General features: G+C 58.0%; 24 protein-coding genes and 3 pseudogenes. 18 read left to right on the forward strand and 9 right to left on the reverse strand.

Going from position 1 to position 25,655, the window contains the following annotated elements:
- Positions 1–12 precede the first annotated feature (12 nt).
- The 4 genes from dnaX to recR all read left to right on the forward strand — a co-directional run bounded on the left by dnaX (position 13) and on the right by recR (position 4,579).
- Complete coding sequence (gene dnaX / locus VGC62_RS07110; RefSeq protein WP_331186365.1) at positions 13–2,109, forward strand: DNA polymerase III subunit gamma/tau; 2,097 nt, start codon at positions 13–15, stop codon at positions 2,107–2,109.
- A gap of 67 nt (positions 2,110–2,176) precedes the next feature.
- Entirely contained in the window at positions 2,177–2,503 is a 327-nt protein-coding gene (locus VGC62_RS07115; RefSeq protein ID WP_331186366.1) for a YbaB/EbfC family nucleoid-associated protein, read from the forward strand.
- Positions 2,504–2,864: 361 nt separating this feature from the next.
- Complete coding sequence (locus VGC62_RS07120; protein ID WP_331186367.1) at positions 2,865–3,893, forward strand: NADP-dependent oxidoreductase; 1,029 nt, start codon at positions 2,865–2,867, stop codon at positions 3,891–3,893.
- An 83-nt stretch (positions 3,894–3,976) separates the two neighbouring features.
- Positions 3,977–4,579 carry a recombination mediator RecR gene (gene recR, locus VGC62_RS07125; RefSeq protein ID WP_331186368.1) on the forward strand — a complete coding sequence of 201 codons (603 nt, stop codon included), beginning with the start codon at positions 3,977–3,979 and terminating at the stop codon, positions 4,577–4,579.
- A 25-nt stretch (positions 4,580–4,604) separates the two neighbouring features.
- On the opposite strand, the gene VGC62_RS07130 is transcribed toward recR, so the two are convergent.
- Positions 4,605–5,963, reverse strand: coding sequence for a heavy metal sensor histidine kinase (locus VGC62_RS07130; protein ID WP_331186407.1), 1,359 nt, complete (start codon positions 5,961–5,963; stop codon positions 4,605–4,607).
- Positions 5,963–6,643 carry a heavy metal response regulator transcription factor gene (locus VGC62_RS07135; protein WP_331186369.1) on the reverse strand — a complete coding sequence of 227 codons (681 nt, stop codon included), beginning with the start codon at positions 6,641–6,643 and terminating at the stop codon, positions 5,963–5,965. The genes VGC62_RS07130 and VGC62_RS07135 overlap by 1 nt, the downstream gene beginning before the upstream one ends.
- A 155-nt stretch (positions 6,644–6,798) precedes the next feature.
- Between VGC62_RS07135 and VGC62_RS07140 the strand changes: the two genes are divergently transcribed.
- Positions 6,799–7,320 carry a cupredoxin family protein gene (locus VGC62_RS07140; protein WP_331186370.1) on the forward strand — a complete coding sequence of 174 codons (522 nt, stop codon included), beginning with the start codon at positions 6,799–6,801 and terminating at the stop codon, positions 7,318–7,320.
- 88 nt (positions 7,321–7,408) lie between these two features.
- Positions 7,409–8,239, forward strand: coding sequence for an NADPH-dependent 7-cyano-7-deazaguanine reductase QueF (gene queF / locus VGC62_RS07145; RefSeq protein WP_331186371.1), 831 nt, complete (start codon positions 7,409–7,411; stop codon positions 8,237–8,239).
- A gap of 119 nt (positions 8,240–8,358) precedes the next feature.
- Here queF and VGC62_RS07150 read toward each other — a convergent pair whose 3' ends face one another.
- Positions 8,359–8,622, reverse strand: coding sequence for a DUF4404 family protein (locus tag VGC62_RS07150; RefSeq protein ID WP_331186372.1), 264 nt, complete (start codon positions 8,620–8,622; stop codon positions 8,359–8,361).
- 115 nt (positions 8,623–8,737) lie between these two features.
- Positions 8,738–9,385 carry an HAD family phosphatase gene (locus VGC62_RS07155; protein WP_331186373.1) on the reverse strand — a complete coding sequence of 216 codons (648 nt, stop codon included), beginning with the start codon at positions 9,383–9,385 and terminating at the stop codon, positions 8,738–8,740.
- Positions 9,386–9,580: 195 nt separating this feature from the next.
- On the opposite strand from VGC62_RS07155, the gene VGC62_RS07160 reads away from it, so the two are divergent.
- Positions 9,581–10,282 (forward strand): VacJ family lipoprotein, encoded by a 702-nt coding sequence (locus VGC62_RS07160; RefSeq protein ID WP_331186374.1) that lies wholly within the window; start codon positions 9,581–9,583, stop codon positions 10,280–10,282.
- Positions 10,283–10,381: 99 nt separating this feature from the next.
- On the opposite strand, the gene VGC62_RS07165 is transcribed toward VGC62_RS07160, so the two are convergent.
- A complete protein-coding gene (locus VGC62_RS07165; protein WP_331186375.1) occupies positions 10,382–10,681 on the reverse strand; it encodes a PilZ domain-containing protein in 300 nt (99 codons plus the stop codon).
- 268 nt (positions 10,682–10,949) lie between these two features.
- Here VGC62_RS07165 and rssB point away from each other — a divergent pair, with 268 nt between their 5' ends.
- On the forward strand, positions 10,950–12,131 hold the full coding sequence (gene rssB / locus VGC62_RS07170; RefSeq protein WP_331186376.1) for a two-component system response regulator RssB: 1,182 nt from the start codon (positions 10,950–10,952) through the stop codon (positions 12,129–12,131).
- Positions 12,131–12,613, forward strand: a complete 483-nt coding sequence (gene rssC / locus VGC62_RS07175) for an anti-sigma factor antagonist RssC (RefSeq protein ID WP_331186377.1) — start codon at positions 12,131–12,133, stop codon at positions 12,611–12,613. The genes rssB and rssC overlap by 1 nt, the downstream gene beginning before the upstream one ends.
- Before the next feature lie 88 nt (positions 12,614–12,701).
- Here the strand turns inward: rssC and tal are convergent, their stop codons facing one another.
- A complete protein-coding gene (gene tal / locus VGC62_RS07180; protein ID WP_331186378.1) occupies positions 12,702–13,628 on the reverse strand; it encodes a transaldolase in 927 nt (308 codons plus the stop codon).
- Between the two features lie 379 nt (positions 13,629–14,007).
- Between tal and dusA the strand changes: the two genes are divergently transcribed.
- From dusA to VGC62_RS07195, 3 genes and pseudogenes are all read left to right on the forward strand, one after another.
- On the forward strand, positions 14,008–15,009 hold the full coding sequence (gene dusA, locus VGC62_RS07185) for a tRNA dihydrouridine(20/20a) synthase DusA (protein WP_331186379.1): 1,002 nt from the start codon (positions 14,008–14,010) through the stop codon (positions 15,007–15,009).
- Between the two features lie 474 nt (positions 15,010–15,483).
- A pseudogene (locus tag VGC62_RS07190) lies at positions 15,484–15,686 on the forward strand (TonB-dependent receptor domain-containing protein); the annotation flags it as partial.
- A gap of 86 nt (positions 15,687–15,772) precedes the next feature.
- Positions 15,773–16,105 carry a (2Fe-2S)-binding protein gene (locus tag VGC62_RS07195; RefSeq protein WP_331186409.1) on the forward strand — a complete coding sequence of 111 codons (333 nt, stop codon included), beginning with the start codon at positions 15,773–15,775 and terminating at the stop codon, positions 16,103–16,105.
- Here the strand turns inward: VGC62_RS07195 and VGC62_RS07200 are convergent.
- Entirely contained in the window at positions 16,095–16,265 is a 171-nt protein-coding gene (locus tag VGC62_RS07200) for a hypothetical protein (protein ID WP_331186380.1), read from the reverse strand. The genes VGC62_RS07195 and VGC62_RS07200 overlap by 11 nt on opposite strands.
- Before the next feature lie 150 nt (positions 16,266–16,415).
- Between VGC62_RS07200 and VGC62_RS27630 the strand changes: the two are divergent.
- The 5 genes and pseudogenes from VGC62_RS27630 to VGC62_RS07220 form a co-directional block, all read left to right on the forward strand.
- Positions 16,416–17,150 (forward strand): annotated as a pseudogene (locus VGC62_RS27630) (cache domain-containing protein); the annotation flags it as partial.
- Between the two features lie 363 nt (positions 17,151–17,513).
- Positions 17,514–18,008, forward strand: a pseudogene (locus VGC62_RS27635) (methyl-accepting chemotaxis protein); the annotation flags it as partial.
- Positions 18,009–18,189: 181 nt separating this feature from the next.
- Complete coding sequence (locus VGC62_RS07210; RefSeq protein WP_331186382.1) at positions 18,190–18,933, forward strand: gluconate 2-dehydrogenase subunit 3 family protein; 744 nt, start codon at positions 18,190–18,192, stop codon at positions 18,931–18,933.
- A gap of 2 nt (positions 18,934–18,935) precedes the next feature.
- Complete coding sequence (locus VGC62_RS07215; protein ID WP_331186383.1) at positions 18,936–20,711, forward strand: GMC family oxidoreductase; 1,776 nt, start codon at positions 18,936–18,938, stop codon at positions 20,709–20,711.
- 40 nt (positions 20,712–20,751) lie between these two features.
- Positions 20,752–22,083 (forward strand): cytochrome c, encoded by a 1,332-nt coding sequence (locus VGC62_RS07220; RefSeq protein ID WP_414705757.1) that lies wholly within the window; start codon positions 20,752–20,754, stop codon positions 22,081–22,083.
- Positions 22,084–22,174: 91 nt separating this feature from the next.
- Here the strand turns inward: VGC62_RS07220 and VGC62_RS07225 are convergent, their stop codons facing one another.
- Positions 22,175–23,005 (reverse strand): oxidoreductase, encoded by an 831-nt coding sequence (locus VGC62_RS07225; RefSeq protein ID WP_331186385.1) that lies wholly within the window; start codon positions 23,003–23,005, stop codon positions 22,175–22,177.
- Between the two features lie 212 nt (positions 23,006–23,217).
- Between VGC62_RS07225 and VGC62_RS07230 the strand changes: the two genes are divergently transcribed.
- Complete coding sequence (locus VGC62_RS07230; RefSeq protein WP_331186386.1) at positions 23,218–24,168, forward strand: AraC family transcriptional regulator; 951 nt, start codon at positions 23,218–23,220, stop codon at positions 24,166–24,168.
- A gap of 30 nt (positions 24,169–24,198) precedes the next feature.
- On the opposite strand, the gene VGC62_RS07235 is transcribed toward VGC62_RS07230, so the two are convergent.
- Positions 24,199–25,512: an MFS transporter gene (locus tag VGC62_RS07235; protein ID WP_331186408.1), complete on the reverse strand. Its 1,314-nt coding sequence runs from the start codon at positions 25,510–25,512 to the stop codon at positions 24,199–24,201.
- Between the last annotated feature and the right edge of the window lie 143 nt (positions 25,513–25,655).

Below are 25,655 nucleotides of genomic sequence, written 5' to 3' on the forward strand. Positions count from 1 at the left end.
CGACGGTTTTCGATGAGTTATCAGGTTCTTGCACGTAAATGGCGTCCGCGCTCGTTCCGCGAAATGGTCGGCCAGACCCATGTGCTCAAGGCCTTGATCAACGCGCTGGACACTCAACGCTTGCACCATGCCTATTTATTTACAGGGACGCGCGGCGTCGGCAAGACCACCATTGCGCGGATCATTGCCAAGTGCCTGAACTGTGAAACCGGCATCACATCGACGCCTTGCGGTGAGTGCTCGGTGTGCCGCGAGATCGATGAGGGGCGCTTTGTCGACCTGATCGAGATCGACGCCGCGAGCCGGACCAAGGTCGAGGACACCCGCGAGCTGCTGGACAACGTGCAATACGCGCCCAGTCGTGGACGCTTCAAGGTCTACCTGATCGACGAAGTACACATGCTGTCCAGTCATTCGTTCAACGCCTTGCTCAAGACGCTGGAAGAGCCACCGCCCTACGTCAAGTTCATCCTGGCGACCACCGATCCACAGAAACTTCCCGCGACCATCCTGTCGCGCTGCCTGCAGTTCTCCCTGAAAAACATGACGCCTGAGCGTGTGGTCGAACATTTGACCCACGTACTGGGCGTTGAAAACGTGCCGTTTGAAGACGACGCCTTGTGGTTGCTGGGGCGTGCGGCAGATGGCTCCATGCGCGACGCCATGAGCCTGACCGATCAGGCCATCGCGTTTGGCGAAGGCAAAGTCATGGCCGCCGATGTGCGCGCCATGCTCGGTACGCTGGATCACGGTCAGGTATTCGACGTGCTGACCGCGTTGATCGATGGTGACGCGCGCAGTTTGCTGGAAGCTGTTCGCCATCTGGCCGAGCAGGGGCCGGACTGGAATGGCGTGCTGTCGGAAATTCTGAACGTGTTGCACCGGGTAGCGATTGCTCAGGCGCTGCCGGAGGGTGTCGATAACGGCCACGGTGATCGCGATCGCGTTTTGGCACTGGCTCAGGCGTTGCCGGCTGAAGATGTGCAGTTCTATTACCAGATGGGTCTGATCGGACGTCGCGACCTACCGTTGGCGCCTGATCCGCGGGGCGGTTTTGAAATGGTGCTGTTGCGGATGCTGGCGTTCCGCCCGGCCGACAACGAGGATGCGCCGAGACAGCCGCTAAAGTCAGTGGGGATCAGCCCGGCCACGGTTGATTCCCAAAAAGCGGTGGTCGGTGTGACGTCAGTTGCACCGGCGCCCGTTACACAACCCGTGTCCGTGCCGGTTGCAGCGCCTCTACCGGCGCCGGTGGAAGAAGTCGACCTGCCATGGCATGAGCCAAAAGTCGCCCAGGCGATCAGCGCACCCATGTCTGAGCCGGAGCCCGAGGCGCAGCCGGCCGCTGAAGACATCCCTGAGCCGATGCTCGATACCGTCGCCGAACAACCTGAGTTGACGCCCATGCCGACACCGGCACCTGCCAGCCCGGTGCCGGATGCTCCAGAAGAGGAGCCCGCGCAACAGGTGCAGGTCACCGCTGAGGTGGTCACGTCTTCGATGCTTGAGGCCGTACCGGACGCGGTGGCTTATGTGCCAGCGCCGATGGACCGTGACGACGAGCCACCGCCGGACGATGACTATTACGAACCGGACGTTGACATTGATCCTGCGTCTTATGCGTATCTCGATGATCTTGCCCATGAAACGGTCGAAGCCGTCGAAGCTGAACCCGAGTTACTGCCAGCCGCGATGCCGGCAACGGGCCTGGCGCTGGAGTGGCTGGAGCTGTTTCCGAAATTGCCAGTGTCCGGGATGACCGCCAGTATCGCTGCCAATTGCACGCTGATTTCGGTTGATGGCGACCGCTGGCTGTTGCACCTGGACCCGGCCCACAGCGCATTGTTCAATCCGACGCAGCAACGCCGCCTGAACGATGCGCTAAACCAGTTCCATGAGCGCACTCTCAACCTGAGTATCGAGTTGATCAAGCCCGAACAGGAAACCCCTGCGCAGGCGGGAGCGCGGCGCAGGGCTGACCGGCAGCGTCAGGCCGAGGCTTCGATTCACGGTGATCCGTTCATCCAGCAAATGCTGCAACAGTTTGGCGCGGTGATTCGAGAGGATACGATTGCTCCCGTGGATGCCCCGGCTGCACAGACTCATTAATGACCGCGAGGCGCTAAGCTGATTAGCGTCTCGCCAATGACCCGATCGACTTTTGAGGAGAACTCTCATGATGAAAGGTGGCATGGCTGGCCTGATGAAGCAGGCGCAGCAAATGCAGGAAAAAATGGCCAAAATGCAGGAAGAATTGGCCAATGCCGAAGTGACCGGCCAATCAGGTGCAGGTCTGGTCAGCATCGTCATGACAGGTCGTCACGACGTGAAGCGCGTCACTCTGGACGACAGCCTGATGCAGGAAGACAAGGAAATCCTTGAGGACCTGATCGCTGCCGCAGTCAACGATGCGGTGCGCAAGATCGAGGTGGCCAGCCAGGAAAAAACCGCGAGCATGACGGCTGGCATGCAACTGCCACCAGGCATGAAGCTACCGTTCTGATTTACAAGCTCCAGCGTGACCCGAATGCCAGGCCCAGTGCCTGGCATTTTTTTTGACCCCCACATGTCTGTGGTAGATCGCCCGAAGTCCAGGCAGCCGCGCTGTCGCGCTGGCTGTTGTTGGAACGCCGCCCGGCCTCGTTCCAACAGGTTATTTATCGCCTGTTAAATAACCTATCTTTTGTCTGATGAAAGCTGACGGGTTTACGAACGCTGCGATAGCGTACGTTCCCGACCATCAACGGCATCCTTTCATTCGCGAGAGGACACGTGCCATATTCAAAGGCCCACCCAACCGAACGCCTCTGGGCCACCACGGTCTGCTCTTCATAGCCATTCATCCGCATCAAGGAGTCGTTTCGATGTCTCAAGAATTGATTTTCAACCAACGCATCGTGCTTGCATCTCGTCCACAGGGGGCACCCACGCCGGAAAACTTCCGTCTTGAACGAGAGGCCTTGCCCGAGTTGCAGGACGGGCAGGTCCAATTGCGCACGCTCTATCTTTCACTTGATCCCTACATGCGCGGTCGCATGAGTGATGCGCCGTCCTACGCACCGCCAGTCGAAATCAATGGCGTCATGGAGGGCGGCGCGGTCAGTGTCGTCGAGCAATCGCGTCATCCGGATTTCAAGGAAGGCGATCTGGTGGTCGGCCAAACTGGCTGGCAAACCCACAGTGTTTCCGATGGTAAAAACCTGACCGCGATACCCAAGGATTTGCCCAGCCCGTCGATGGCCGTGGGCGTGCTCGGTATGCCCGGCATCACGGGCTATATGGGGCTGATGCACATTGGCCAACCCAAGGCCGGTGAAACCCTGGTTGTTGCAGCCGCTTCAGGGGCGGTGGGCTCGGTCGTGGGGCAGGTCGCCAAGTTGCATGGCCTGCGGGTGGTTGGTATCGCCGGTGGTGTCGACAAATGCCGATACGTGGTGGATGAGTTGGGTTTTGATGCTTGCATCGATCACAAGAGTGAGTACTTTGCCGAGCAACTGGCCGAAGCCTGTCCCAGCGGGATCGACATTTATTTTGAACTGGTAGGCGGCAAAGTGTTTGAAGCTGTTTTGCCGCTGCTCAATCAGCGGGCGCGGATACCCTTGTGTGGTCTGATCGCGCAATACAACGCCGAGCGTCTGCCAGAGGGCACTAATTACTTGCCGCTGCTGATGCGGACCTTACTGACCAAACGTGCGCGGATTCAGGGCTTCATCGTCTATGAAGAGTACGAGCAGCGTCTCGACGAATTCATGCAGGCCATGGTCCCGCTGGTCAGAGACGGTAAGGTCAAGTTCCGCGAAGACGTGGTAGAAGGCCTGGAGCACGCGCCTGACGCTTTCATTGGCATGCTTGAAGGCAAAAATTTCGGCAAGCTGGTGGTCAAGGTGTCATGAGCCTGAATTGACGCTGGCCGGGGGCGCGGGTATAAACCGCGTCTCGTTTTCTTGTCGGAGCTTTCTTTAATGAGCTTGGCCCCATGAGCTTCAGCCCCCTGATTCGCCAGTTGATCGACGCTTTGCGCACTTTGCCTGGCGTCGGTCAAAAAACCGCACAGCGCATGGCGTTGCAACTGCTTGAGCGCGACCGCAGCGGTGGTACGCGTCTGGCTCAAGCGTTGAGTCAAGCCATGCAAGGTGTCGGTCATTGCCGTCAGTGCCGTACGTTGACCGAAGATGATCTTTGTCCGCAGTGTGCCGATCCGCGCCGCGACGATTCGTTGTTGTGCGTAGTCGAAGGCCCCATGGACGTGTACGCCGTTGAGCAGACGGGGTACCGCGGGCGTTATTTCGTGCTCAAGGGGCACTTGTCTCCGCTCGATGGTCTGGGGCCTGAGGCCATTGGTATTCCACTGCTGTTGGCCCGGATAGAAGAGCAGGGCACCTTTACCGAAATAATCCTTGCGACCAACCCCACTGTCGAGGGTGAAGCCACCGCGCACTACATTGCTCAGTTGCTGAGCAAGAAGGGTTTGATCACCTCACGCATCGCCCATGGCGTGCCATTGGGCGGCGAGCTGGAATTAGTCGATGGCGGTACATTGGCGCATTCTTTTGCCGGGCGTAAGCCGATCTCGCTGTAAGCGATTTCTTATCGCGTCTGTTTTGTCAGGCCGGCAACTCAACCACAAACCGCGTCAGGCCGTCTGCTGACTCACAGCGAATCGTCCCGCCATGGGCGCGAATGATCGACTGGGTAATCGCCAATCCCAAACCGGCGTGTTCGGTGCTGCCTTCGTGCCGCGCAGGGTCCGCCCGATAAAATCGGTCGAACAGGCGCGGCAATAACTCAGCCGGGATGGTCGGGCCGTTGTTCTCGATGTTGATACGCACGCTGTTGTTGATCTTTTCAATACGCACCCACACCTGTCCGTGGGCTGGCGTGAAGCGTAACGCGTTGTCCAGCAGATTCGACAAAGCCCGGCGTAGCATGTGGCGATCGCCTTTGATCGTCGCTTGTCCTTCCCGCGACAAGCTCACATGGGTGTCCTCGGCCAGTGGCAGAAAAAACTCCAGCAACGCATCCGCCTCGTCTTCCAGGCGTAAATGTTCCCGATTCGGTGTGAGCAAACCATGCTCGGCCTTGGCCAGATACAGCATGTCGTTGACCATCTGCGCCATCCATTGCAGTTCTTCCAGATTGCCCAGCAGCGCTTCGCGGTAGTCCTCAATCTCACGCGGGCGGGTCAGCGTGACCTGGGTGTGAGTCAGCAGATTCGACAGCGGTGTGCGTAGTTCATGGGCGATATCCGCCGAAAAGGCTGACAAACGCTGAAAGGCATCGTCAAGACGCCCGAGCATGGCGTTGAACGCCTGGGTCAGGTCTGCGAGTTCGCGGGGCATGTCGCCTTGAGGCAATCGCGTTGTGAGCGAGCTTGCAGACACGCTGGCTGCGATTTCGCTCATCTGCCGCAAGGGCTGCAAGCCGCTGCGAGCAGCCCATGCACCGAGCAATGCCGTCGCCAGCGCAGACAGCCCGACTGTCAGCCAGATCAAGTGCTGCATTCGCTGTAGGAAGTGCTGATGATGAGTGATGTTTAGAAGCAGCGTCAGTTGCGGTGAATTCGGGGTGTCAGGATGTAGGGCGACGGTATAGGCGCGGTAGGCTGTTTCGGCAGTATTCAAGGTATGAAGACCGTTGTGCATCGGCATGTCGGCTGACGCCTGGGGCAGGCTGTCGAACCACACCGCGCCGTCAAAGCCGCGAATTTTCAGGGCGAGGTCCGGTTGATGAGCGAGTTCTGTTTGCAGCGCCGGTTTGCGCTCGTCGAGTCGACGGGCATTGTCCACGTCATGAAGCACGGTACGTAAAGTCGGCAACTTGCTCTCCAACAACTGTTGATCGAGTTCCAGAAAGTGCGCCTCACTGGCCCGGTTGAAGAGCACGCCGGCTGTCAGTGAAACCACGGCAGTGCAGGCGGCGAACAACAACGCCAAGCGATTGGCCAACGACAGGCGATTGGAAATCACAGCGTTCGAGCTTCGAGCACATAACCCATGCCGCGCACGGTATGGATCAGTTTGTTGGCGTAGTCATCATCGACTTTCAGGCGCAGGCGCCGGATGGCAACTTCAATGACGTTGGTGTCGCTGTCGAAGTTCATGTCCCAGATCTGCGAGGCAATCAGCGATTTGGGCAGCACCTCACCCTGGCGGCGTAGTAGCAATTCCAGCAGGGCAAATTCTTTGGCGGTCAGGTCGATGCGTTGACCGTTGCGTTCGACGCGGCGGCGCAGCAGGTCCAGGCGCAGGTCGGCCAGTTGCAAGTGGGTTTCCTGAGGGCTGCTGTTGCCGCGGCGCAACAAACTGCGCACCCGCGCCAGCAGTTCTGAGAAGGCGAACGGTTTGACCAGGTAGTCGTCTGCGCCGAGCTCCAGGCCGCGAACGCGATCTTCCACGGCATCGCGAGCCGTCAGGAATAACACGGGTGTTTCCAGTCCGGCGTTGCGCACCGCTTGCAGAATCTGCCAGCCATCACGGCCAGCAAGCATAACGTCGAGAATCAACAGCGCGTAGTCACCGCTCAGCGCCATGTGTTGACCGCTCGCGCCGTCTGCCACCCATTCAACGTTAAAGCCTGCTTCAGCGAGGCCTTGGCGTAGGTAGTGGCCGGTTTTGGGTTGATCTTCGATGATCAGTAATTTCATGGCGTGCTCGTTTAACCCAGTCAGGCGTAGCGCTTTATAGCGTGAGTGAGCGTTTTGGGCCGCAACCTTACAAACTTGTAATGTTCCCGTCAGCCCACTGCCAGCGCGGGTGGCCTAGTGTGGGACGATGGATTATCGCTGATTGGAGAGCCCTTATGTTTGATCGTCTGACGCTGTTGGCATTGTTGACTGGCCTGGGGTTGAGCGCACCGCTGATGGCATCGCCCGGCAGTCATTTGGACTTTGGCCATGCGGCGCCTGCTTCTCAGGCGACTCGTACGATTGAGCTGACGTTGGGTGATATGTATTTCGAGCCCAAAGCGTTGCAGGTCAAGACCGGCGAAACCGTGCATTTTGTGTTGGTCAATAAAGGCCAACTGCTGCACGAGTTCAATCTGGGGGACGCAACGATGCATGCCGAGCATCAGCAGGAAATGCTCAAGATGCAACAGAGCGGCATGTTGACGCCCACCGGGACCAATCATCAGGGCATGGGGCACGGTGACATGGCCGGTATGACCATGAACCATGACGAGTCCAACAGTGTATTGGTCGAGCCGGGTAAAACGGCGGAGTTGACCTGGACCTTCGACAAGGCCGGTGATCTGCAGTTTGCCTGCAATATCCCGGGGCATTATCAGGCAGGGATGGTGGGTACGCTGGCGGTCACCCCTTAATGGTTGAAAGCGGGGCTGAAAGCTGGGGGCAAAACCTATAAACTCGCCGGTCCTGGTTTCACCGCCGTCTTCCGATTCAGGTCTCATCATGCATCCCGCAGCCGAACACTCGCCGCTGGGCAAGTCCAGTGAATACATCGCCACGTACACGCCATCTTTGCTGTTCCCGATTGCGCGCACCGCCAAATGGGCTGAATTGGGGCTGAGCGCTGAAACGCTGCCGTATACAGGTGTCGATTTCTGGAATTGCTACGAGCTGTCGTGGTTGTTGCCATCGGGCAAGCCGGTGGTGGCAATTGGCGAATTTGCGATCCCTGCTGATTCACCCAACATTATTGAGTCCAAATCCTTCAAGCTCTACCTCAACTCGTTGAACCAGACACCGTTCGCGTCTCAGGCTGAGTTGGTGACGACACTGGAGAACGACCTGTCGGCTGCCGCGGGCAAGCTTGTCGGTGTAAAGATTCGCAGCCTGAAGGCGATTGAAGGCGAGGGCATCGTCGCTTTACCGGGCGTATGTATCGACGATCTGGACATCCGCATCAGCAATTACGACCGTCCGCAGCCAGAACTGCTGCGTTGCGATGAGTCACGCATTGTCGAAGAAGCCCTTCACAGCCATTTACTCAAATCCAATTGCCCGGTGACCAGCCAGCCGGATTGGGGCAGCGTTGCCATTGAATATCGCGGTCCTGCGCTGGATCACGCAAGCTTCCTGGCTTATCTCGTCAGCTTCCGCCAGCATTCGGATTTTCATGAGCACTGTGTGGAGCGGATTTTCATGGACCTGCAGCGCTTGCTCAACCCGCAAACGCTGACGGTCTATGCGCGCTATGTGCGTCGCGGCGGGCTGGATATCAACCCGTACCGAAGCACGCAACGGTTGACAATGGGGAATGGACGATTGGCGCGGCAGTGAGCTTAAGCATCAGTCCGGAGTGGGCTTGCCCGCGATAGAGGCGTGTCAATCAACAATGATGTTGAGTGTTTTACCTTCGATGCGGGCAAGCGTGCTGTTTGTACAGCGATAGCAGGGTTTTAGATCCCGATATTACCCAGCGTCTGAACAATGTTACGCAGAGTGCCGGCGATGCCGGGGTGTTCCAGTTCGAAGCGTTCGACAGCCAGATTCACACCATCAGCCAGGCTGCTGTCTTGAGTGGCGGTCTCGAGTTCGATCTGCGATTGAATCTGCGCCATCAGATCGTGCAGATTGTCGCGTTCTGCTTCTGTCAGCGGCGGGTTTTGATTCAGTTGCTCGCGCAAGGTGTTGAGTTGCTCTTGCAGTTCGCGGGCGGGCATAGGGTGCTTCCTTAGTTGATGGTCTCAGCATGGACCCCGACGGGTGCTCGAAGGTCCTTATGGCTATAAGACTAATCCAGTCCGCGACAACCTGCATGATGTCTATCAAGCGGACTCAGGGTTTTTCCGCTTTCATCCGGCGAAGCGCGATGTCAGCCAGACACGATTCCAGTTCGCCCAGGTGATCGATCACCGAGTGCGCGCCTGCTTCATACAGCTGCAATGTGGCCCGCGTTCGAAGCTGTTCGCGCCCACTGTCGCTCAATGCCTCCCATTGCGCTGGCGATGCCCCGCACAGCGGTCCACAGGAGGCAAGGCCAATCGTCCACAACCCGGCATTGAGTCCGGACTTGAGCAGGCGTGGATCGCTGCTGACCAGCACGCAGCCATCCAGTTGGCTGACATTCAGGTGCATCAGTGCTTGCCAGCAGGCGTCGGGTGCCGGCCAGCAATGGTTGGGGGTGGGCGATGGTTCGATCCAGCCCCGCAGCGGCGCGCAGAGGGTTTGAGCGATGATTGCCGGAAGCTCTTCGATCCAGGCACAAGGCACGCCTTGAAAGTGTAGGGATTTCAAGGCGCCGAGCGCACCCGGAGTGGCGATGGCATAATCCGCCGCCTGTGCTGTCGCCTCGGTTGAAGTGAGTTGTTGCGAATCTTTCATTCGGAGGGTTCGCACCTGTGCGCCGAAATCGACGAGACAGCCGCTCAGACCGAAGAGCAGAGCCGTAAAGGAAGGGGCGGGGACCGCGACGGGAGCGAGCATGGATATCCCTCTCAAATAGAGGTGAAACTAAGGACTTTCAATGACAGTCCGATGACGGCGCGATGACAGTGGTCCCTACGTGTAGAGAAATCCTTTGGCGTTGACGACGTAAATCATCGCGGAAGGCTTTATACTCGCGACTTTAGTTTTGGGGGCGTAGCGCCCGCTTCATAACTTTGACTAGGAGTGTCAGCTATGCCCGTGACTGGTGCAGGCTTGTTTGATCGTCTGGCTAAGCTTTGTTTTTTTGCCGGTATTGCCCTGATTCCAATGGCCGCCCAGGCCGCTGACGAAGATCCATGGGAAGGTGTGAACCGGGCGATTTTCCGCTTCAACGATACCCTTGATACCTATGCGCTCAAGCCTATCGCGCAGGGTTATGAGTTCATCACGCCGCAGTTCCTTGAAGACGGCATCCATAACATGTTCAAGAACGTCGGCGACGTCACGAACTTCGCCAACGATGTATTACAAGTCAAGCCACGCGCCGCCGGCATCGACACCGCTCGACTGGTGTTCAACACCACCTTTGGTGTGCTCGGCTTCTTCGATGTGGGCACTAAAATGGGCTTGCAACGCAATGATGAAGACTTCGGTCAGACTCTTGGTTATTGGGGTGTGAGCAGCGGTCCGTTCGTGATGCTGCCGTTTTTCGGTCCAAGTACCGTGCGTGATGCCATCGCCAAGTACCCGGATACCTACACCGCTCCGTATCGCTACATTGATCACGTACCAACTCGCAATACGCTAGTCGGTGCAAGTGTCATCGATACCCGTGCAAGCTTGCTGTCGGCCGAGAAGTTGATCAATGGCGACAAGTACATCTTCATCCGTAACGCCTTCCTGCAGAACCGCGAATTCAAGGTCAAGGACGGCAAGGTCGTGGACGACTTCTGATTCGTTCGTTTCGATCTGATGATGCAAAAAAAGGCGACTCAATGAGTCGCCTTTTTTGCTTGAGTCTGTCCCGTCCGTGAACTCGTTGCGCCGTTGCAATCAGTTCATCTTGAGAATGGTCAGGCCCAGCCGTTGTCCGCCTTCTTCGTGGTCAGTTAGCCAAACGACCTCGGTCTCGGCTTCCAGCCCCTTCAATGCAGCATGTTCGGAGTCGATGCGAACGCTGATTCTGTCGCCGACCTTGAACGAGCGCGGCGCCTCTATCTGCATGCCAGAGCTGGATAAATCCACGCACACGGCCGGGATGATCTGACCCGCGTACAGTAAACTGATATCGGCATCGACCCGCATGCGGATGTAATCACGTTTCTCAGCGTAGTCGCGATCATTCTGGCCCATGGCGCATCCTTTGTTTTCGTTGCTGATTTAACCGTTCTTATAACTCCCGGCGATTTGCGATGTAAAGACGCAAAACCGACCGCTGGAGCGTGCTTGAAACGCCCGGCGGATGGGAGTACCGTCTGCGCCTTGAAGGGCACCTCTGTAACGCGTCGCGCGAGATCAAAAGTCCGAGCGCACGGGTCCAGAGAGGCTAGAAGCGAATCCAGTACGCGACCAGACAGAATCCGGTCGCCTACGCCAACCTAATCTGGCGCCGTTTGCCCACATGCAAAAAACCAGTGCCACGCTGCTGATAATCGATGACGACGAAGTAGTGCGCGCGAGTCTCGCGGCCTATTTGGAAGACAGTGGGTTCAGTGTCCTGCAGGCGAGTAACGGCCAGCAGGGTCTACAGCTCTTTGAGCAAAAAAAGCCCGATCTGCTGATCTGCGACTTGCGGATGCCTCAGGTGGGCGGTCTTGAACTGATCCGTCAGGTAACCAGTCTCGCCCCCGAAACCCCGGTCATCGTGGTGTCTGGCGCTGGCGTAATGAGCGACGCCGTCGAAGCGTTGCGTCTGGGTGCTGCAGACTACTTGATCAAGCCGCTGGAAGACCTTGCCGTGCTGGAGCACTCAGTGCGCCGTGCATTGGATCGTGCGCGCCTGCTACAGGAAAACAAGCTCTATCGGCAGAAGCTGGAAACAGCAAACCGCGAACTCGAAGCCAGCCTTCACCTGCTTCAGGAAGATCAGGACGCCGGTCGCCAGGTTCAGATGAACATGTTGCCGACCAACCCTTGGGCTATCGATGCGTTCGAGTTCGAACACGAAATCATTCCGTCGCTTTATCTGTCTGGGGATTTCGTGGATTACTTTCGCGTCGATGAGCGGCGCGTAGCGTTCTACCTGGCCGATGTTTCAGGGCACGGCGCATCTTCAGCGTTCATCACCGTGCTGCTGAAGTTCATGACCACGCGCTTGCTGTTCGAATCCAAGCGCGGTGGCACATTGCCGGAATTCAAGCCCTCTGACGTCCTGGGCCACATCAATCGTGGATTGATCAGTTGCAAGCTGGGCAAGCACGTAACCATGGTGGGCGGGGTGATCGACGAAGATACCGGGCAATTGACCTACAGTGTTGGCGGCCATTTGCCGTTGCCAGTGCTGTACACGCCAACCGAAGTGCGCTACCTCGAGGGACGCGGCTTACCAGTCGGGTTGTTCAGTGAGGCGACTTATACGGATCATGTCCTTGATCTACCTGAGGCCTTTAGTCTGACGCTATTGTCTGACGGCATTCTGGACCTTTTGCCAGGTGATACACTCAAAGAAAAAGAAGCCGCGTTACCTGAGTTGGTGAAGGCGGCAGGCGGCAGCCTGGATGGCCTACGTCGCAAGTTTGGATTGGCCACACTCGGGGAGATGCCGGATGATATCGCCTTGTTAGTGTTGAGCAGGAACCTTTAATGAGTACTGGTAGAATCCAGTTCGCCGAGCAAGATGGTACGTTCGTCCTAAAGTTTGTAGGCGAAGTGCGGTTAACGCTCTGTTCGGCTCTGGATACGACGATTGAGCGGATCTTCACGGCGTTGAATTTTTCAACGGTCGTGATTGATTTGACTGAAACCCGCAGCATCGACAGCACCACGCTCGGCTTATTAGCAAAGCTGTCTATCTTGTCGCGTCAAAAAGTGGGCCTGCTGCCCACGGTGGTGACCACCCACGAAGACATCACGCGCCTGTTGCAGTCAATGGGCTTCGATCAGGTGTTCAACATCGTCGATCGTCCGATCCCACGCCCTGAGTGTCTGACCGACTTGCCGTCGCAGGATCAGTGCGAGGACGTGGTCAAGGCCAAGGTGCTGGAGGCGCACAAGATCCTGATGGGCTTGAACGACTCCAATCGTGAAGCGTTTCATGACTTGGTCAACGCACTCGAACGTCAGTGACCTGAAACTCCGGCCGCGATAAATCGCAGGCATAAAAAGGGCGGCATCCGTGAGGATGTCGCCTTTTTTGCAGCTGCCGACTAGCGCATTACGTCTTTGCTGACAGCAGTGCTTCCAGCTTTTCCTGGTCGCGAGCGAACTGCCGAATACCTTCAGCCAGCTTCTCGGTGGCCATCGCGTCTTCGTTGGAAGCCCAGCGGAATTGGCTTTCATTCAATGTCTGGCGCGGCTCGCCGCCTTTACCTGGTGCCAGCTTGCGCTCCAGAGTGCCTGTGTCTTCGGACAGTTTGTGCAGCAGATCCGGGCTGATGGTCAGGCGATCACAGCCTGCCAGTTCTTCGATCTGACTCAGGTTGCGGAAACTGGCGCCCATGACCACGGTTTTGTAGTCGTTGGCTTTGTAGTAGTTGTAGATGCGGCTTACCGATTTGACCCCCGGGTCTTCGGCACCTACGTATTCTTTGCCTTCGGCTTTCTTGTACCAGTCGTAGATGCGGCCTACGAAGGGTGAGATCAAAAATACGCCAGCGTCAGCACACGCCTGGGCCTGAGCGAAAGAGAACAGCAGGGTCAGGTTGCACTGGATGCCTTTCTTTTCCAGTACTTCAGCAGCCTTGATGCCTTCCCAGGTCGATGCCAGCTTGATCAGGATGCGATCTTTGCCAATGCCAGCCTTCTCATACAAGCCGATCAGGCGCTCAGCCCGCTCGATGCACGCATTGGTGTCGAACGAGAGGTGAGCGTCTACTTCAGTGGATACACGGCCTGGCACGACTTTGAGAATTTCCTGACCAATGGCGACCGCGAAACGATCACACGCCAGGCTGATATCACCGTTGCTGGCGCTGAACGCTTCTTTCAGTCGGTCAGCGTTGCTGTCGCTTGATGCGGCTTTGAGCAGCAGGGACGGGTTGGTCGTGGCATCGACTGGCTTGAGTTTTTCTATGGCTGCGAAGTCGCCGGTGTCGGCAACGACGATGGTGATCTTTTTGAGTTGTTCCAGCTTGGAAGTCATGGGCGTGCTCTGTCCTGTGGGTTTGATGACATTACCCGAGCGCCGCCAGTCACTCAAGGGTGTAAACCATAGCGTACATGGCTGATTTCAAGGCTGTCGTTTGCGCAAACGAGCGGTCTGCGCATCCGCCACGAACTCAGTCGAACAGCCCTTTTTGTGAGGCTGTCCTTATGTGGCGTTGTCGGTCCCCGAAGCGGCGGTTGCTCGATCCAGCCTGAATTTGAGCTTCGTTGGCGCTCCTTGTTCCCAAGGTATTCAATTGAAAGGGGCGATACTCAAATAGATGCTGTTGACGCAACGGCAGCGACCGAATCATGTGCTACCTGATAAACTGCGCGTCCGCCACGCTAGGCTCGTACGATTGCCCAACATGTTGCCAATGACCGCCCCACCCGCCGACTCCAAGCCCTGCGAACTGTCCCGTCGCTTCTCTGTTGCGCCGATGATGGACTGGACTGACAGGCATTGCCGGTATTTCCTGCGCCTGTTGTCGAAGAACGCTTTGTTGTACACCGAAATGGTTACAACGGGGGCATTGCTGCACGGCGACAGCGAACGCTTTTTGCGTCACGACGACACCGAGCACCCGCTGGCCTTGCAGTTGGGCGGCAGCACTCCGGCGGATCTCGCCGCGTGCGCCAAAATGGCCGAGGTGGCGGGTTATGACGAGGTCAACCTGAACGTCGGTTGCCCCAGCGACCGCGTGCAGAACAACCTGATCGGCGCGGTGCTGATGGGGCACCCCCACTTGGTGGCCGACTGCGTCAAAGCCATGCGCGATGCGGTGTCCATCCCGGTCACGGTCAAGCACCGGATCGGCATCAATGGTCGCGACAGCTATGAAGAACTCTGCGAATTTGTCGGCACCGTGCGCGACGCCGGTTGCACCAGCTTTACCGTGCATGCGCGGATTGCCATTCTCGAAGGCCTGTCCCCCAAGGAAAACCGCGACATCCCGCCGTTGCGCTATGACATCGCCGCGCGGCTGACGCAGGATTTTCCAGACCTTGAGTTCATCCTCAACGGTGGGATCAAAACCCTGGAGCAGTGCCGCGAGCACCTGACGACTTTTGATGGCGTAATGCTCGGCCGTGAGGCCTACCACAATCCCTATCTGTTGGCCGACGTCGACCGCGAGCTGTTCGGCAGTGCCGCGCCGAGCATCGGCCGGGCTGAAGTCCTTGCCGCAATGCGTCCTTACGTGGAAACCCACCTGCGCGATGGCGGTTCGATGCACCACATCACTCGACACGTTTTGGGCTTGGGCACCGGATTCCCTGGCGCGCGACGGTTTCGGCAGTTGTTGTCGGTGGACATTCACAAGACCGACGATCCGTTGGGCTTGCTGGATCAAGCGGGGTTGCTGCTGGAAGGACGATGAGTGTTCGCTGGAAGTCTTGTGCGGCGGCTAGTTCCGGGTGAGCGAGTGTATCGTTTGTTGCAACCTCAGCATCCCGGAAACACCCTGCTGCAAGCGCTCATGTGCAAATGCGCTCCGGGTTTTCACTATTTAGTGGCCGGTGATGCTGTTCACACACATTCTGAAATGCCCTCCAAAAGGCCAACGCTGGTACAGTTCTAGCCTACGCCAAACAATGCCACGGTGAAGGATACGATCAGCAAAAACAGGATGGTCATATTGATTGACATGGCGGATGAGTCCTTAAAAATCGATGGCGCTATCATCCCTATCTCGCACAAGGAAATGAACGGCGAAGTTGGCCATGTTCAATATTGATCGAATTGATAGTAAGTGACTGTTCCAGCCCTGCAATACCAGTGAATTTCCCTATCGATCTAGTTCCTTGCCTGCCGTGCTCGCGCCGAAGATGTGGTGCCGGACGGCAACTTTAATCGTCAGGTGGGCAAGAGCAAATCCCAAGGCATTGAGCTTGAGATCAACAGTGATGTGACTCGAAGCCTCAGTCTGACGGCGTCTTATACTTACACCGATGCACGCGTCACCAAGGATGTTGCAGGTTCCCTGTACAAGGATCATCAACTGACCGGTATTCCGGTAATCAGGCCTCGACCTGGGCGACGTATCGCTTCTATGACAACGTGCCCTCGACATATTGCAGCTTGCCGTTGGGCAACAGCGCCACTCAGTACCCCGAAGGCGATCGTCGTGGGCTGCTCTCAATGTGGTCCAAGTACTGCTTCATCCGTTTGATCCCGCCGCTGATCGCTGCCTCGCTGATCCTCGACTGGCACCTGCCGTTGGCGGCGGGAATTACTTCGAATGGCTGCCGGGAATCATCGCCAGCGCCGTGCCCCACGCCGACCTTGCTGATAGACACGCCTTGCTCGGCGCACCTAAAACGCCCGATGGGCTGCGCAATCCTCTGTTTCAGCCGGTGCATTACCTGGCAATGGAAGGGCAGAGCGAATTGAAGCGGCTGCGGCGAGTGTGCTGCGTGCTTTATTTGGTGCGTGGGTTGGACCGTTGTGGGAATTGCCCGTTGGTCACCCCCTAAGTTCTGCGCCCGCACGCGCCGACAGCCCGCCATTATTGATTTTCAAATGCCGAGCCACTTCGCCTTCATGACCTATTGGGGGAACCAGAAGCGTGATGTTCAGATACAGGGAATCTTGTTGTTGGAAATTTGACGTCAAAATGCCATCATTCTGTTTCAAGCTCTGTCGCGCCTTGCCGATACTCTGAAAACCCACACCGACCAGGAGGATATCGAGCTCATGAAGCTTACCGTCAAAAGAAAATTGCTGTGTTTAGCCATCATCCCTGCATTGTTGTTCGCCTTGATCGTCAGCGGCCTAGCGTCGTGGATGCTGCAGCGCAGCGCTGCCCAAGCGATGCACGAGACCCGTGACAGTTTGGTCAAGCGCAACCGCGAAGTGTTGAAAAACTACGTGGACGTTGCGCTGACCACCATCAAGCCGCTGCACGACGCTTCAGCTCCCGGCGACATGGCAGCGCGGGACAAGGCGCTGGAATTGTTGAAACCGGTGAAGTTTGGCGAAGACGGATACTTCTTCGGCTACGACACCAAGGGCGTGAGAATCTTTCGTGGTGACAGCACCGCAGGCGTTGGCAAAAGTTTTTGGGACACCAAGGACCCCGACGGTTCCTTTCATTACCAGACCTTTGTCGAGGTGGCTAAAAACGGTAAGCATTACATCGATTACGCAGCGCCCAAACCGGGTGAGGAGAGCGTGCAGGTCCCGAAGTTGGGCTACACCATTTACCTGGAAAAATGGAACATGGTGCTGGGCAGCGCAATCAACATGGACGATATCGACGCGGCCATGGCGCAGGAACAGGCAACGGTTACGGCACGCACGCGCGATATCCTCGGCAGTATTTTCATCGTGACGCTGGTGTTGTTGTTGGTCACAGCGGCAGTGGGCGTCTGGACGGCCAATGGGGTGGTGCGTCCCCTGCGGATTCTCAAAGCCAATCTGGACGACATCGCCGCTGGTGACGGTGACCTCACGCATCGCTTGGTCATTACCAGCAGTGACGAGTTGGGTGATCTTGCCGCCTCGTTCAACCGCTTCGTCGAGAAGATTCACACCATGGTGCGACAGGTGGCACAAATGACCACCGATCTCGATGGGCTGGTGGATCAAGCGACCCAGCAGACCCTGCGTTCCGAGCAGGCGATGCAACGTCAGCGTCACGAGACGGATCAGGTCGCAACGGCTATCAACGAAATGTCGTCGGCTGCTCAGGAAGTCGCAGTCAGTGCCCAGCGTGCCGCCGAGGCCGCTGCAGAGACCGATCAGCAAGGGCACGCCGCACGTAAAGTGGTGGGCATTAATATTCAGGGAATGAACGCGCTGGTGTCTGATATTCGCCTGAGTGGCACCAGTCTCGACAACCTCCAGCACGACGTGCAGTCCATCGTGTCGGTCCTCGACGTGATTCGCTCGATTGCCGACCAGACCAACCTGCTCGCGCTTAACGCCGCTATCGAAGCAGCCCGAGCCGGTGAAGCCGGTCGTGGGTTTGCCGTGGTCGCCGACGAAGTCCGCGCCTTGGCCAGTCGTACGCAACAAAGTACCCAGGAAATCCAGGGCATGATCACTCGCCTGGAAGCAGGGGCCAGCGCTTCGGTTGCAGCCATGCGTCGTTCAACTGAAGCGGGCGAGGGGGCTAACCAACAGACCAATGAAGTCGGCGTGTCTCTGGACTCCATTTCAGGCCTGATTGGCACCATCAATGCGATGAACGCGCAAATTGCCAGCGCCGCCGAAGAGCAAACCGCAGTGGCTGAAGAGATTAATCGCAGCGTGCATCAGATTGCCGGTGCCGTGGAAAACCTGGCCGATGAAACCGAACAAAGCGCGCACACCATGCGCGAGGTGTCTTCTTTGGGCAGTAATCTGAGTAGTCTGGTCCGTCAGTTCAAGATTTGAAGAATCATTTCAGCCTGTCGCCTGTCTGGAAAGCGGGGTGGATAACTGGTTTAGTACGCTCAATTGCTTAGCTTGGTCATGATTAGCTAGCGATCTAATTGTCGCGTTGCAGTGACAAACAATAAGAAAACACAAGAAAAATAGAAGCACACCCGTGTTTAGACCCAGGAGTGAGTAAACGATGTCCGATGACGATACCTCCCCAGGGCGTCGCGACTTTTTGCGTAAGTCGCTGACGCTTATCCCCGTCGTAACCCTGGCCAGTGCTGGCCTCCCTGCGACAACCTTTGCCCAGACCCCGGCAAGCGATGCCCAGCCAAGCGTGCAACCACCGGCCAAAGCCGATGACTACACCCCCACGTTCTTCACGCCCGAGGAGTGGACGTTCGTGATTGCGGCATGTGACCGACTGATCCCGTCCGATCAAGTGGGGCCTGGCGCTGTCGAGCTTGGTGTCCCGCAGTTTCTCGACCGGCATATGCAGACGCCCTATGCCAATGGCGGCATCTGGTACATGCAGGGGCCCTTCCTTGAAGCGGCGCCAGAGTTTGGTTATCAGGGCCGTCTGACCCTGCGCGAGACACTACGCATCGGCATCAAGGCGGTGGACGCCAGTTGCAAGAAAACCTTCTCCGGCAAGACCTTCGCCGAACTCACCACGGCCCAGCAAGAGGAGCTGCTCAAGAACGCCGAGAGCGGCAAGCTGGCGTTGGATGACATCTCGTCGAAGCTGTTCTTCAGCAATTTGCTTAACGAAGTACGCAACGGCTATTTCGCCGACCCTTCTCACGGCGGCAACAAAAACATGGGTGCGTGGAAAATGATCGGTTATCCGGGCATGCGTGCCGATTACCTGGATTGGGTGACGGTGCGTGACAGGCCGTACCCATTGCCGCCGGTCGATCTGGCCGGACGGAGGGGCTGAGCATGGCGAACGTTAAACCAAAAGTAGACGCTGTCATCGTTGGCATGGGCTGGACCGGGGCGATCCTGGCCAAAGAACTCACCGATGCCGGGCTGCATGTGGTGGTCTTGGAGCGCGGCGCTGATCGCGACACGCAACCGGATTTCGCTTACCCGAAAGTGGTCGATGAGCTGGAAGGTTCGGTGCATCGCCGTTACCTGCAAAGCCTGTCCCAGGAAACAGTTACCGCACGCCACAACCTGACCTCCACCGCTGTACCGTATCGGCAGATGGGTTCGTTCAAGCCGGGCACCGGTGTCGGTGGCGCGGGCAGTCACTGGTCGGGCTGTCATTTCCGTGCGCTGCCGGAAGACTTCAAGCTGCGCAGCAACGTCGAGCAGCGTTACGGCGCCAAGTTCATTCCCACGGACATGACCATTCAGGATTTTCCGGTCACCTACGAAGACCTTGAGCCGCACTTCGATCACTTCGAGTACGTCTGTGGTACCTCCGGCAAGGCCGGTGTGATCCAAGGCACCAAACAGCCGGGCGGCAATCCGTTCGAAGGCTCACGTTCGCGTGAATTCCCGTTGGGACCCAACCCTAATTATCTGGGCGCGGAAATGTTTTACGGCGCCGCGCGCGAGATGGGTTGGGACCCGTATCCGATCCCGGCATCCAACGCATCGGCACCTTATGTCAACCCGTACGGTTGCCAGATGGGGCCGTGTAACGCCTGCGGTTTTTGCAGTGATTACGGCTGTTTGAACTACTCCAAGGCCAGCCCCAACATCAGCATTCTGCCGGTGCTGCGTCTGCGTAAAAACTTTGAGCTGCGCACCCATGCGCAAGTGTTGAAGGTCAACCTCGACAGCGATGGCAAGAAAGCTACCGGCGTCACCTATCTGGATGCCCAGGGGCGTGAAGTCGAGCAACAGGCTGACCTGGTACTGCTCTGCGCGTTCTCACTGTTCAATGTGCATTTGATGCTGCTTTCAGGCATCGGCAAGCCCTACGATCCAGAATCCGGCGAGGGCACCATCGGCCGCAATTACTCGTACCAGAACCTCAACCGCGTGGTGCTGTTTTTTGGCAAGGAAGTGCAGGCCAACCAGTTCATCGGTATCGGTGGTGCGGGCACGACCATGGACAACCTCAACGGCAATCAGCTGGACAATGCCAAGGCCGGTTTCGTCGGCGGCGGGATTATCTGGGCGCGGCAACCCGGCGCAGGACCGGTGCGCGGGATCAATGTGCCGCCTGGCACACCAAACTGGGGGACAAAGTGGAAGCAAGCGGCAAGCGATGCCTTCCGCCACTCGTTCTACTTTGAAGTGCAGGGCGCGTGCATGTCGTACCGTCAGCACTACCTGAGCCTGGACCCGACCTACAAGGACGGTTTCGGTCGGCCATTACTGCGAATGAACTTCGACTGGCACGACAACGAGGTCAAGGCTTCGCAGTTTTTGGTAGGCAAGGCACTGGAGATGTCGAAGATTCTCAACCCGACCGCCCTGGCTGGCGACGCCAAGAAAACGGGTGAGCATTACAACATCACCAAGTACCAGAGTACCCACACCTGTGGTGGCGCGATCATGGGCAGCGATCCGAAAACTTCGGCGTTGAACCGGTATCTGCAATCCTGGGACGTGCATAACGTGTTCGCCATTGGTGCTAACGCGTTTCCACAAAACAATGGTTATAACCCGACCGGCATGGTGGGTGCGCTGGCGTATTGGTCTGCCAAGGCCATTCGCGAGCAGTACCTGAAAAACCCCGGCCCGCTGGTTCAGGCATAAGGAGAAACCCATGAAAAAGTTTCTCTTGAGCCTGGTCGCACTGGGCGTGGTGGTACTGGTTGCGTTGCTGGTGTTCGCCTTCTGGCCAACCCATACCCCTGCATTGCAGGCAGCGTCGCAAGCCGAGCAGGCGGCGTTGATCGAGAAGGGCCGTTACCTGGCGGATGCCGGCGACTGCACGGCGTGTCACACCGCCAAAGGTGGCAAGCCGTTCGCCGGTGGTCTGCCGATTGCTTCACCGATCGGCACGCTGTACAGCAGCAACATTACCCCGGATAAAGCCTCGGGTATCGGCGGTTATTCGCTGGATGATTTTGACCGGGCGGTCCGTCACGGCATCGCCGCCAACGGCGACAGTCTGTATCCGGCGATGCCTTATCCGGCGTATGCGCGGACCAGCGACGACGACATGCGGGCGCTGTACGCGTACTTCATGCACGGTGTTGCACCGGTTTACGCCGAGAACCATGCCAATGACGTGCCATGGCCGTTGTCGATGCGCTGGCCGCTGGCGATCTGGCGCAAGACCTTTGGCCCCGCGCCTGCCGAGGTGGGCTTCAACGCCGCGCGCTATAAGGACCCACAGATCGCTCGCGGTGCTTATCTGGTGCAGGGCCTGGGCCACTGCGGCAGTTGCCACACGCCACGGGAAGTGACCTTGCAGGAGAAGGCGCTGGATGACACGGGCGCAGCCTACCTGTCTGGTGGGCAGGTGATCGATGGCTGGTTGGCGGTCAATCTGCGCGGTAATCCGGCTGACGGCTTGGGCAATTGGAGCGCTGAAGACATCGTTGCCACGCTGCGCAGCGCTCGCAGTGCCACGCATGCGGTATTGGGCGGTGCAATGGGTGATGTGGTGGTACACAGCACCCAGCATCTGAACGACGGTGATCTGCAAGCTGTGGCGGCGTACCTGAAAACGCTGCCCGCCAGTGAGCATCAAGTGTCGAGCTTCAAGGCTGATCCGGCCACGGCAAAAGCCTTGGCTGCCGGGCAGGAAGGCAGTCGTGGCGCTGAGTTGTACATCGACAACTGCTCGGCATGCCACCGCACCAATGGCCTGGGTGATGAGCGGGTGTTCCCGAAGATCGCCGGTAACTCATCGGTGCTCTCGCCAGATCCAGTGTCGATGATTCGGCTGGTGTTGGCGGGCAGCAAGCTGCCGGGCACCGAGGCTGCGCCATCGCAGTTGGGCATGCCCGGCTTTGCCTGGCGTCTGTCAGATGACGAAGTGGCGCAGCTGCTGACCTTCATCCGCAGCAGTTGGGGCAACCAGGCGCCAGCGGTGAGCGCCGACCAAGTGAAGCAACTGCGCGCGACGCTCCCCAAAGAGTCGCCAGCGGTTTCGCGGACAGATATCGCTAAACCATAACCGCTTGGTGTCACCCCAAACGGCAGGTTGACGCGCAATGCGTGAGCCTGCCGTTTTTTGCGGCGTCAGGTGCCGCAAGTGCCATCAGCCATCAGCCATCGGTTGATCGTGTCACTTGCTCCCATTCATCCATCTGCGCACTCAGCTGAGCCAGTTTGTCCCGCACCAGTTGCAACGCATCACTGCCCAGGAGCAGGTGCGCTGGCGGGTTGTCGCTGGCAATCAGTTGCAGCATCGCTTGTGCCGCTTTGACAGGATCACCCAACTGCTTGCCGCTTTTTTCTTCACGGGCCTGGCGGATGGGGTCGAACAATGCGTCGTAGTCGGCAATCTGCCTTGGCGAGCGCTGCATCGAGCGGCCCGCCCAGTCGGTGCGAAACGAGCCCGGCGCGACGGCGGTGACGAAGATGCCGAAGGGCTTGAGTTCCTTGCTCAAGGTTTCGGAAATACCCTCCAGCGCAAACTTGCTGCCGCAGTAATAGGCAATCCCCGGCATCGTGATGTAACCGCCCATGGAGGTGATGTTGATGATGTGTCCACTGCGCCGCTGACGAAACAGCGGCACAAACGCTTTGGTGATTGCCACTGCACCAAAGACATTGACCTCGAACTGACGGCGCATGTCGTCCAGCGATGATTCTTCAAACACCCCTTCATGACCGTAGCCTGCGTTGTTGACCAGCACATCCACTGGGCCAAATGTGCGGTCAGCTTGGTTGATTGCGGCATCGATGGTGTCGAAATCCGTCACGTCGAGCAACACGCCGTGAGCCCGCTGTGACAGTGACTCGAAGGTCTGCAACGCCTGTTGATCGCGCAGGGTGCCAATGACTGTATGTCCCGCTGCCAGTGCCTGTTGCGCCAGTGCTTTACCGAAACCGCTGCTGACGCCAGTGATGAATAGGGTTTTGCTTGTGCTCATATCGTGTGCCTCTTTGGGGTGTGCCGTTGCTGGGATGGGGTCATGGGATGCATCCATGGGACTCATTAAGCAGTAGCCGCCATGCTAGAAAGCTTTGCCATCAACGCGAACGCCCAGACCTCCCTCATGTTTGCCTATTCCTACCCATCCGCTGGATTTTCCTGTTGAGGCGGTACAAGGTTGCACGGCGCATCCATCAAAGCGAACCGACCATGACAGACCTGAAAAGCACCCGAGATAAACGTCAGCGGCGGATGGTTGCACTGCTCAATGAGCTGGCGCCGCATGAGGGTTACAACCTTACGACGTTGCCCACGGTGCGATTGCTGCGCTCAAACCGACCGTTGGAGCGGGCGCCAGTGCTCTACGATCCAGGCATTGTGATTGTCTGCCAAGGCCGGAAAATCGGTTACTGGGGCGATGAGATGTTTGTGTATGACGCTCAGCACTGCTTGGTAGTGTCGGTGCCGGTACCCTTCACCATGGCCACTGATGCCAACGAAGACGAACCCTTGTTGGCCATCTACTTTCATCTGGATTTTGCCTTGGCGGCGCAGTTGATCCTGCAACTGGACGAACAGCGTCCTCAATCCCAGGTCTTGCCTAAAGGTATGTATTCGTCACTGATGGATGACCGCCTGAAAGACTCGGTGTTGCGCTTTCTTGAAGCCATGCGCACACCTTTGGAGAGCGACATTCTTGGGCCGGGGCTGGTGCGGGAAATCTACTTCCGGATATTGATGGGCGAGCAGGGCGGCTCGATGCGCGCGGCACTCAAGGAGCAGGGCCAGTTCGGCCGGGTGTCGAAGGCGATTCGCAAGATTCACAGCAGTTTTCAGCAGGCGCTGGCTGTCGAGGACCTGGCCCACGAAGCCAACATGAGCGTCACCCGTTTTCACGCGCATTTCAAAGCGGTGACCCACACCTCGCCGATGCAATACCTGAAATCAACCCGCCTGCATCAAGCGCGACTGCTGATGCTGCGCAATGGCATGACCGCATCAGTGGCATCATCGACAGTGGGCTATGAAAGCCCCTCGCAGTTTAGCCGGGAGTTCAAGAGGCTGTTCGGACGCACGCCCACCGACGAGGTGGCGCGATTGCAGGGCACGTTCGCGCTGCCGCCAGCGCAGGTGAATTCGATCTACGTGTCGTCGCATTGATGACGCGACCCTAACCGTGGCAGCGCCGCATCATGCCGTATTTTTGGTCACTAACCGCAACCCGCTGGCGATGCTGCCCACCGCCGCGAAACACGCACCGATGCTCAACGCCAGCACCGGTCCATGCTCGCTGGAAATCCCGAAGCTCAGCGCGACCAAGGCAGCGCCTGTTGCCTGACCAATCAAGCGCGCGGTGGCAATGGTGCCGCTGGCGCCACTGGCCCGGTTTTTCGGGGCGCTGGTCATCAACGCCTTCTGGTTAGGCGCCTGGAAAAAACCAAAGCCCAGGCCGCAGAGAATCATCCGTGCGCCAATTTCCCAGGCGTTGGCGTCTGCTGGCATCAATGCCAGCGAAATCATTCCGGCGCACAAGATCGCCAGCCCGATACCGCCCAGCAGGCCCGGCGCATAGCGATCAGACAAGCGTCCAGCCGCTGGCGCGATCAGGGCGACGATCACTGACCATGGGGTCATTAAAAAGCCAGTCTGTACCGGATCGCGGCCCAGCGTGGTTTCGAAGAAGAACGGCAGCGAGACAAACGCCAGCCCCTGCGTGGCGAACGAGCAAAAGGCGGTCAGTGCAGACAGGGCAAACATCGGTCGCTTGAGCAGGTCCAGCGGAAACATCGGCGCCGGATGCCCGGTTTCTCGCCTCAACATCAGCGCGCCGCCAACCAGAAAGAAACCCAGCGCGATCAGTACCGTGCTCAAGGAACCCAGTTGCGCCGCTTCGCTGAGCGCGAAAATCAGGGCGCCGAAGGTGATGACGTTGAGGATCGCGGTGATGCGGTCGAAGGTCAGTGTCCCAGCCTTGCCAGCCGGCAGCGAGTTCCAGGCAAATACCAGGGCAAAAATACCGATGGGCAGGTTGATCGCGAACAGCCATGGCCAATTGGCGACTGACAGCACCAGCGAGGCAATGGTTGGGCCCGCCGCGAATGAGGTGCCAACCACCAACGCGTTCATGCCCAGCCCGCGACCTAGGCGCTCATAAGAAAAGATCGAGCTGATCAACGCGGCGTTGACGCTCATGATCGCGCTGGCGCCCAAGCCCTGCAGGACGCGGGCGATGGTCAGGGTCGGCAGCGACCAGGAAAAGGTGCATAACGCTGAGGCGACAATGAACAGGATCAGACCGCCGAGATAAACCTTGCGATGACCGATCACACCCCCCAGCGCGGCGAGCGGTAGCAGCGTGGCGACTGCCGCCAGTTGATAGGCGTTGATGATCCACACCGAGGCGGCCGGCGACGCATTCAGGTCAGCGGCGATGGCGGGCAGGGCGGTGTTGGCAATGGCGGTATCGAGTGTCGCCAAAGCGATGGACAGCAGCACCGCCACCATTGCGCGAAATTCGACGGAGGTAAGTTTGCTGCTGACGCGCGAGGAATCCTGGGTGGTGGGCTGGACCATGACCGACAACGCTCCGGGAAAAGACTGATCAATCAGTGCGGGCAGGTCTGCAGGTGCAGACGAAAGGCTGATCG

It is taken from the genome of Pseudomonas sp. (genome assembly GCF_036404235.1).
GTDB lineage: Bacteria > Pseudomonadota > Gammaproteobacteria > Pseudomonadales > Pseudomonadaceae > Aquipseudomonas.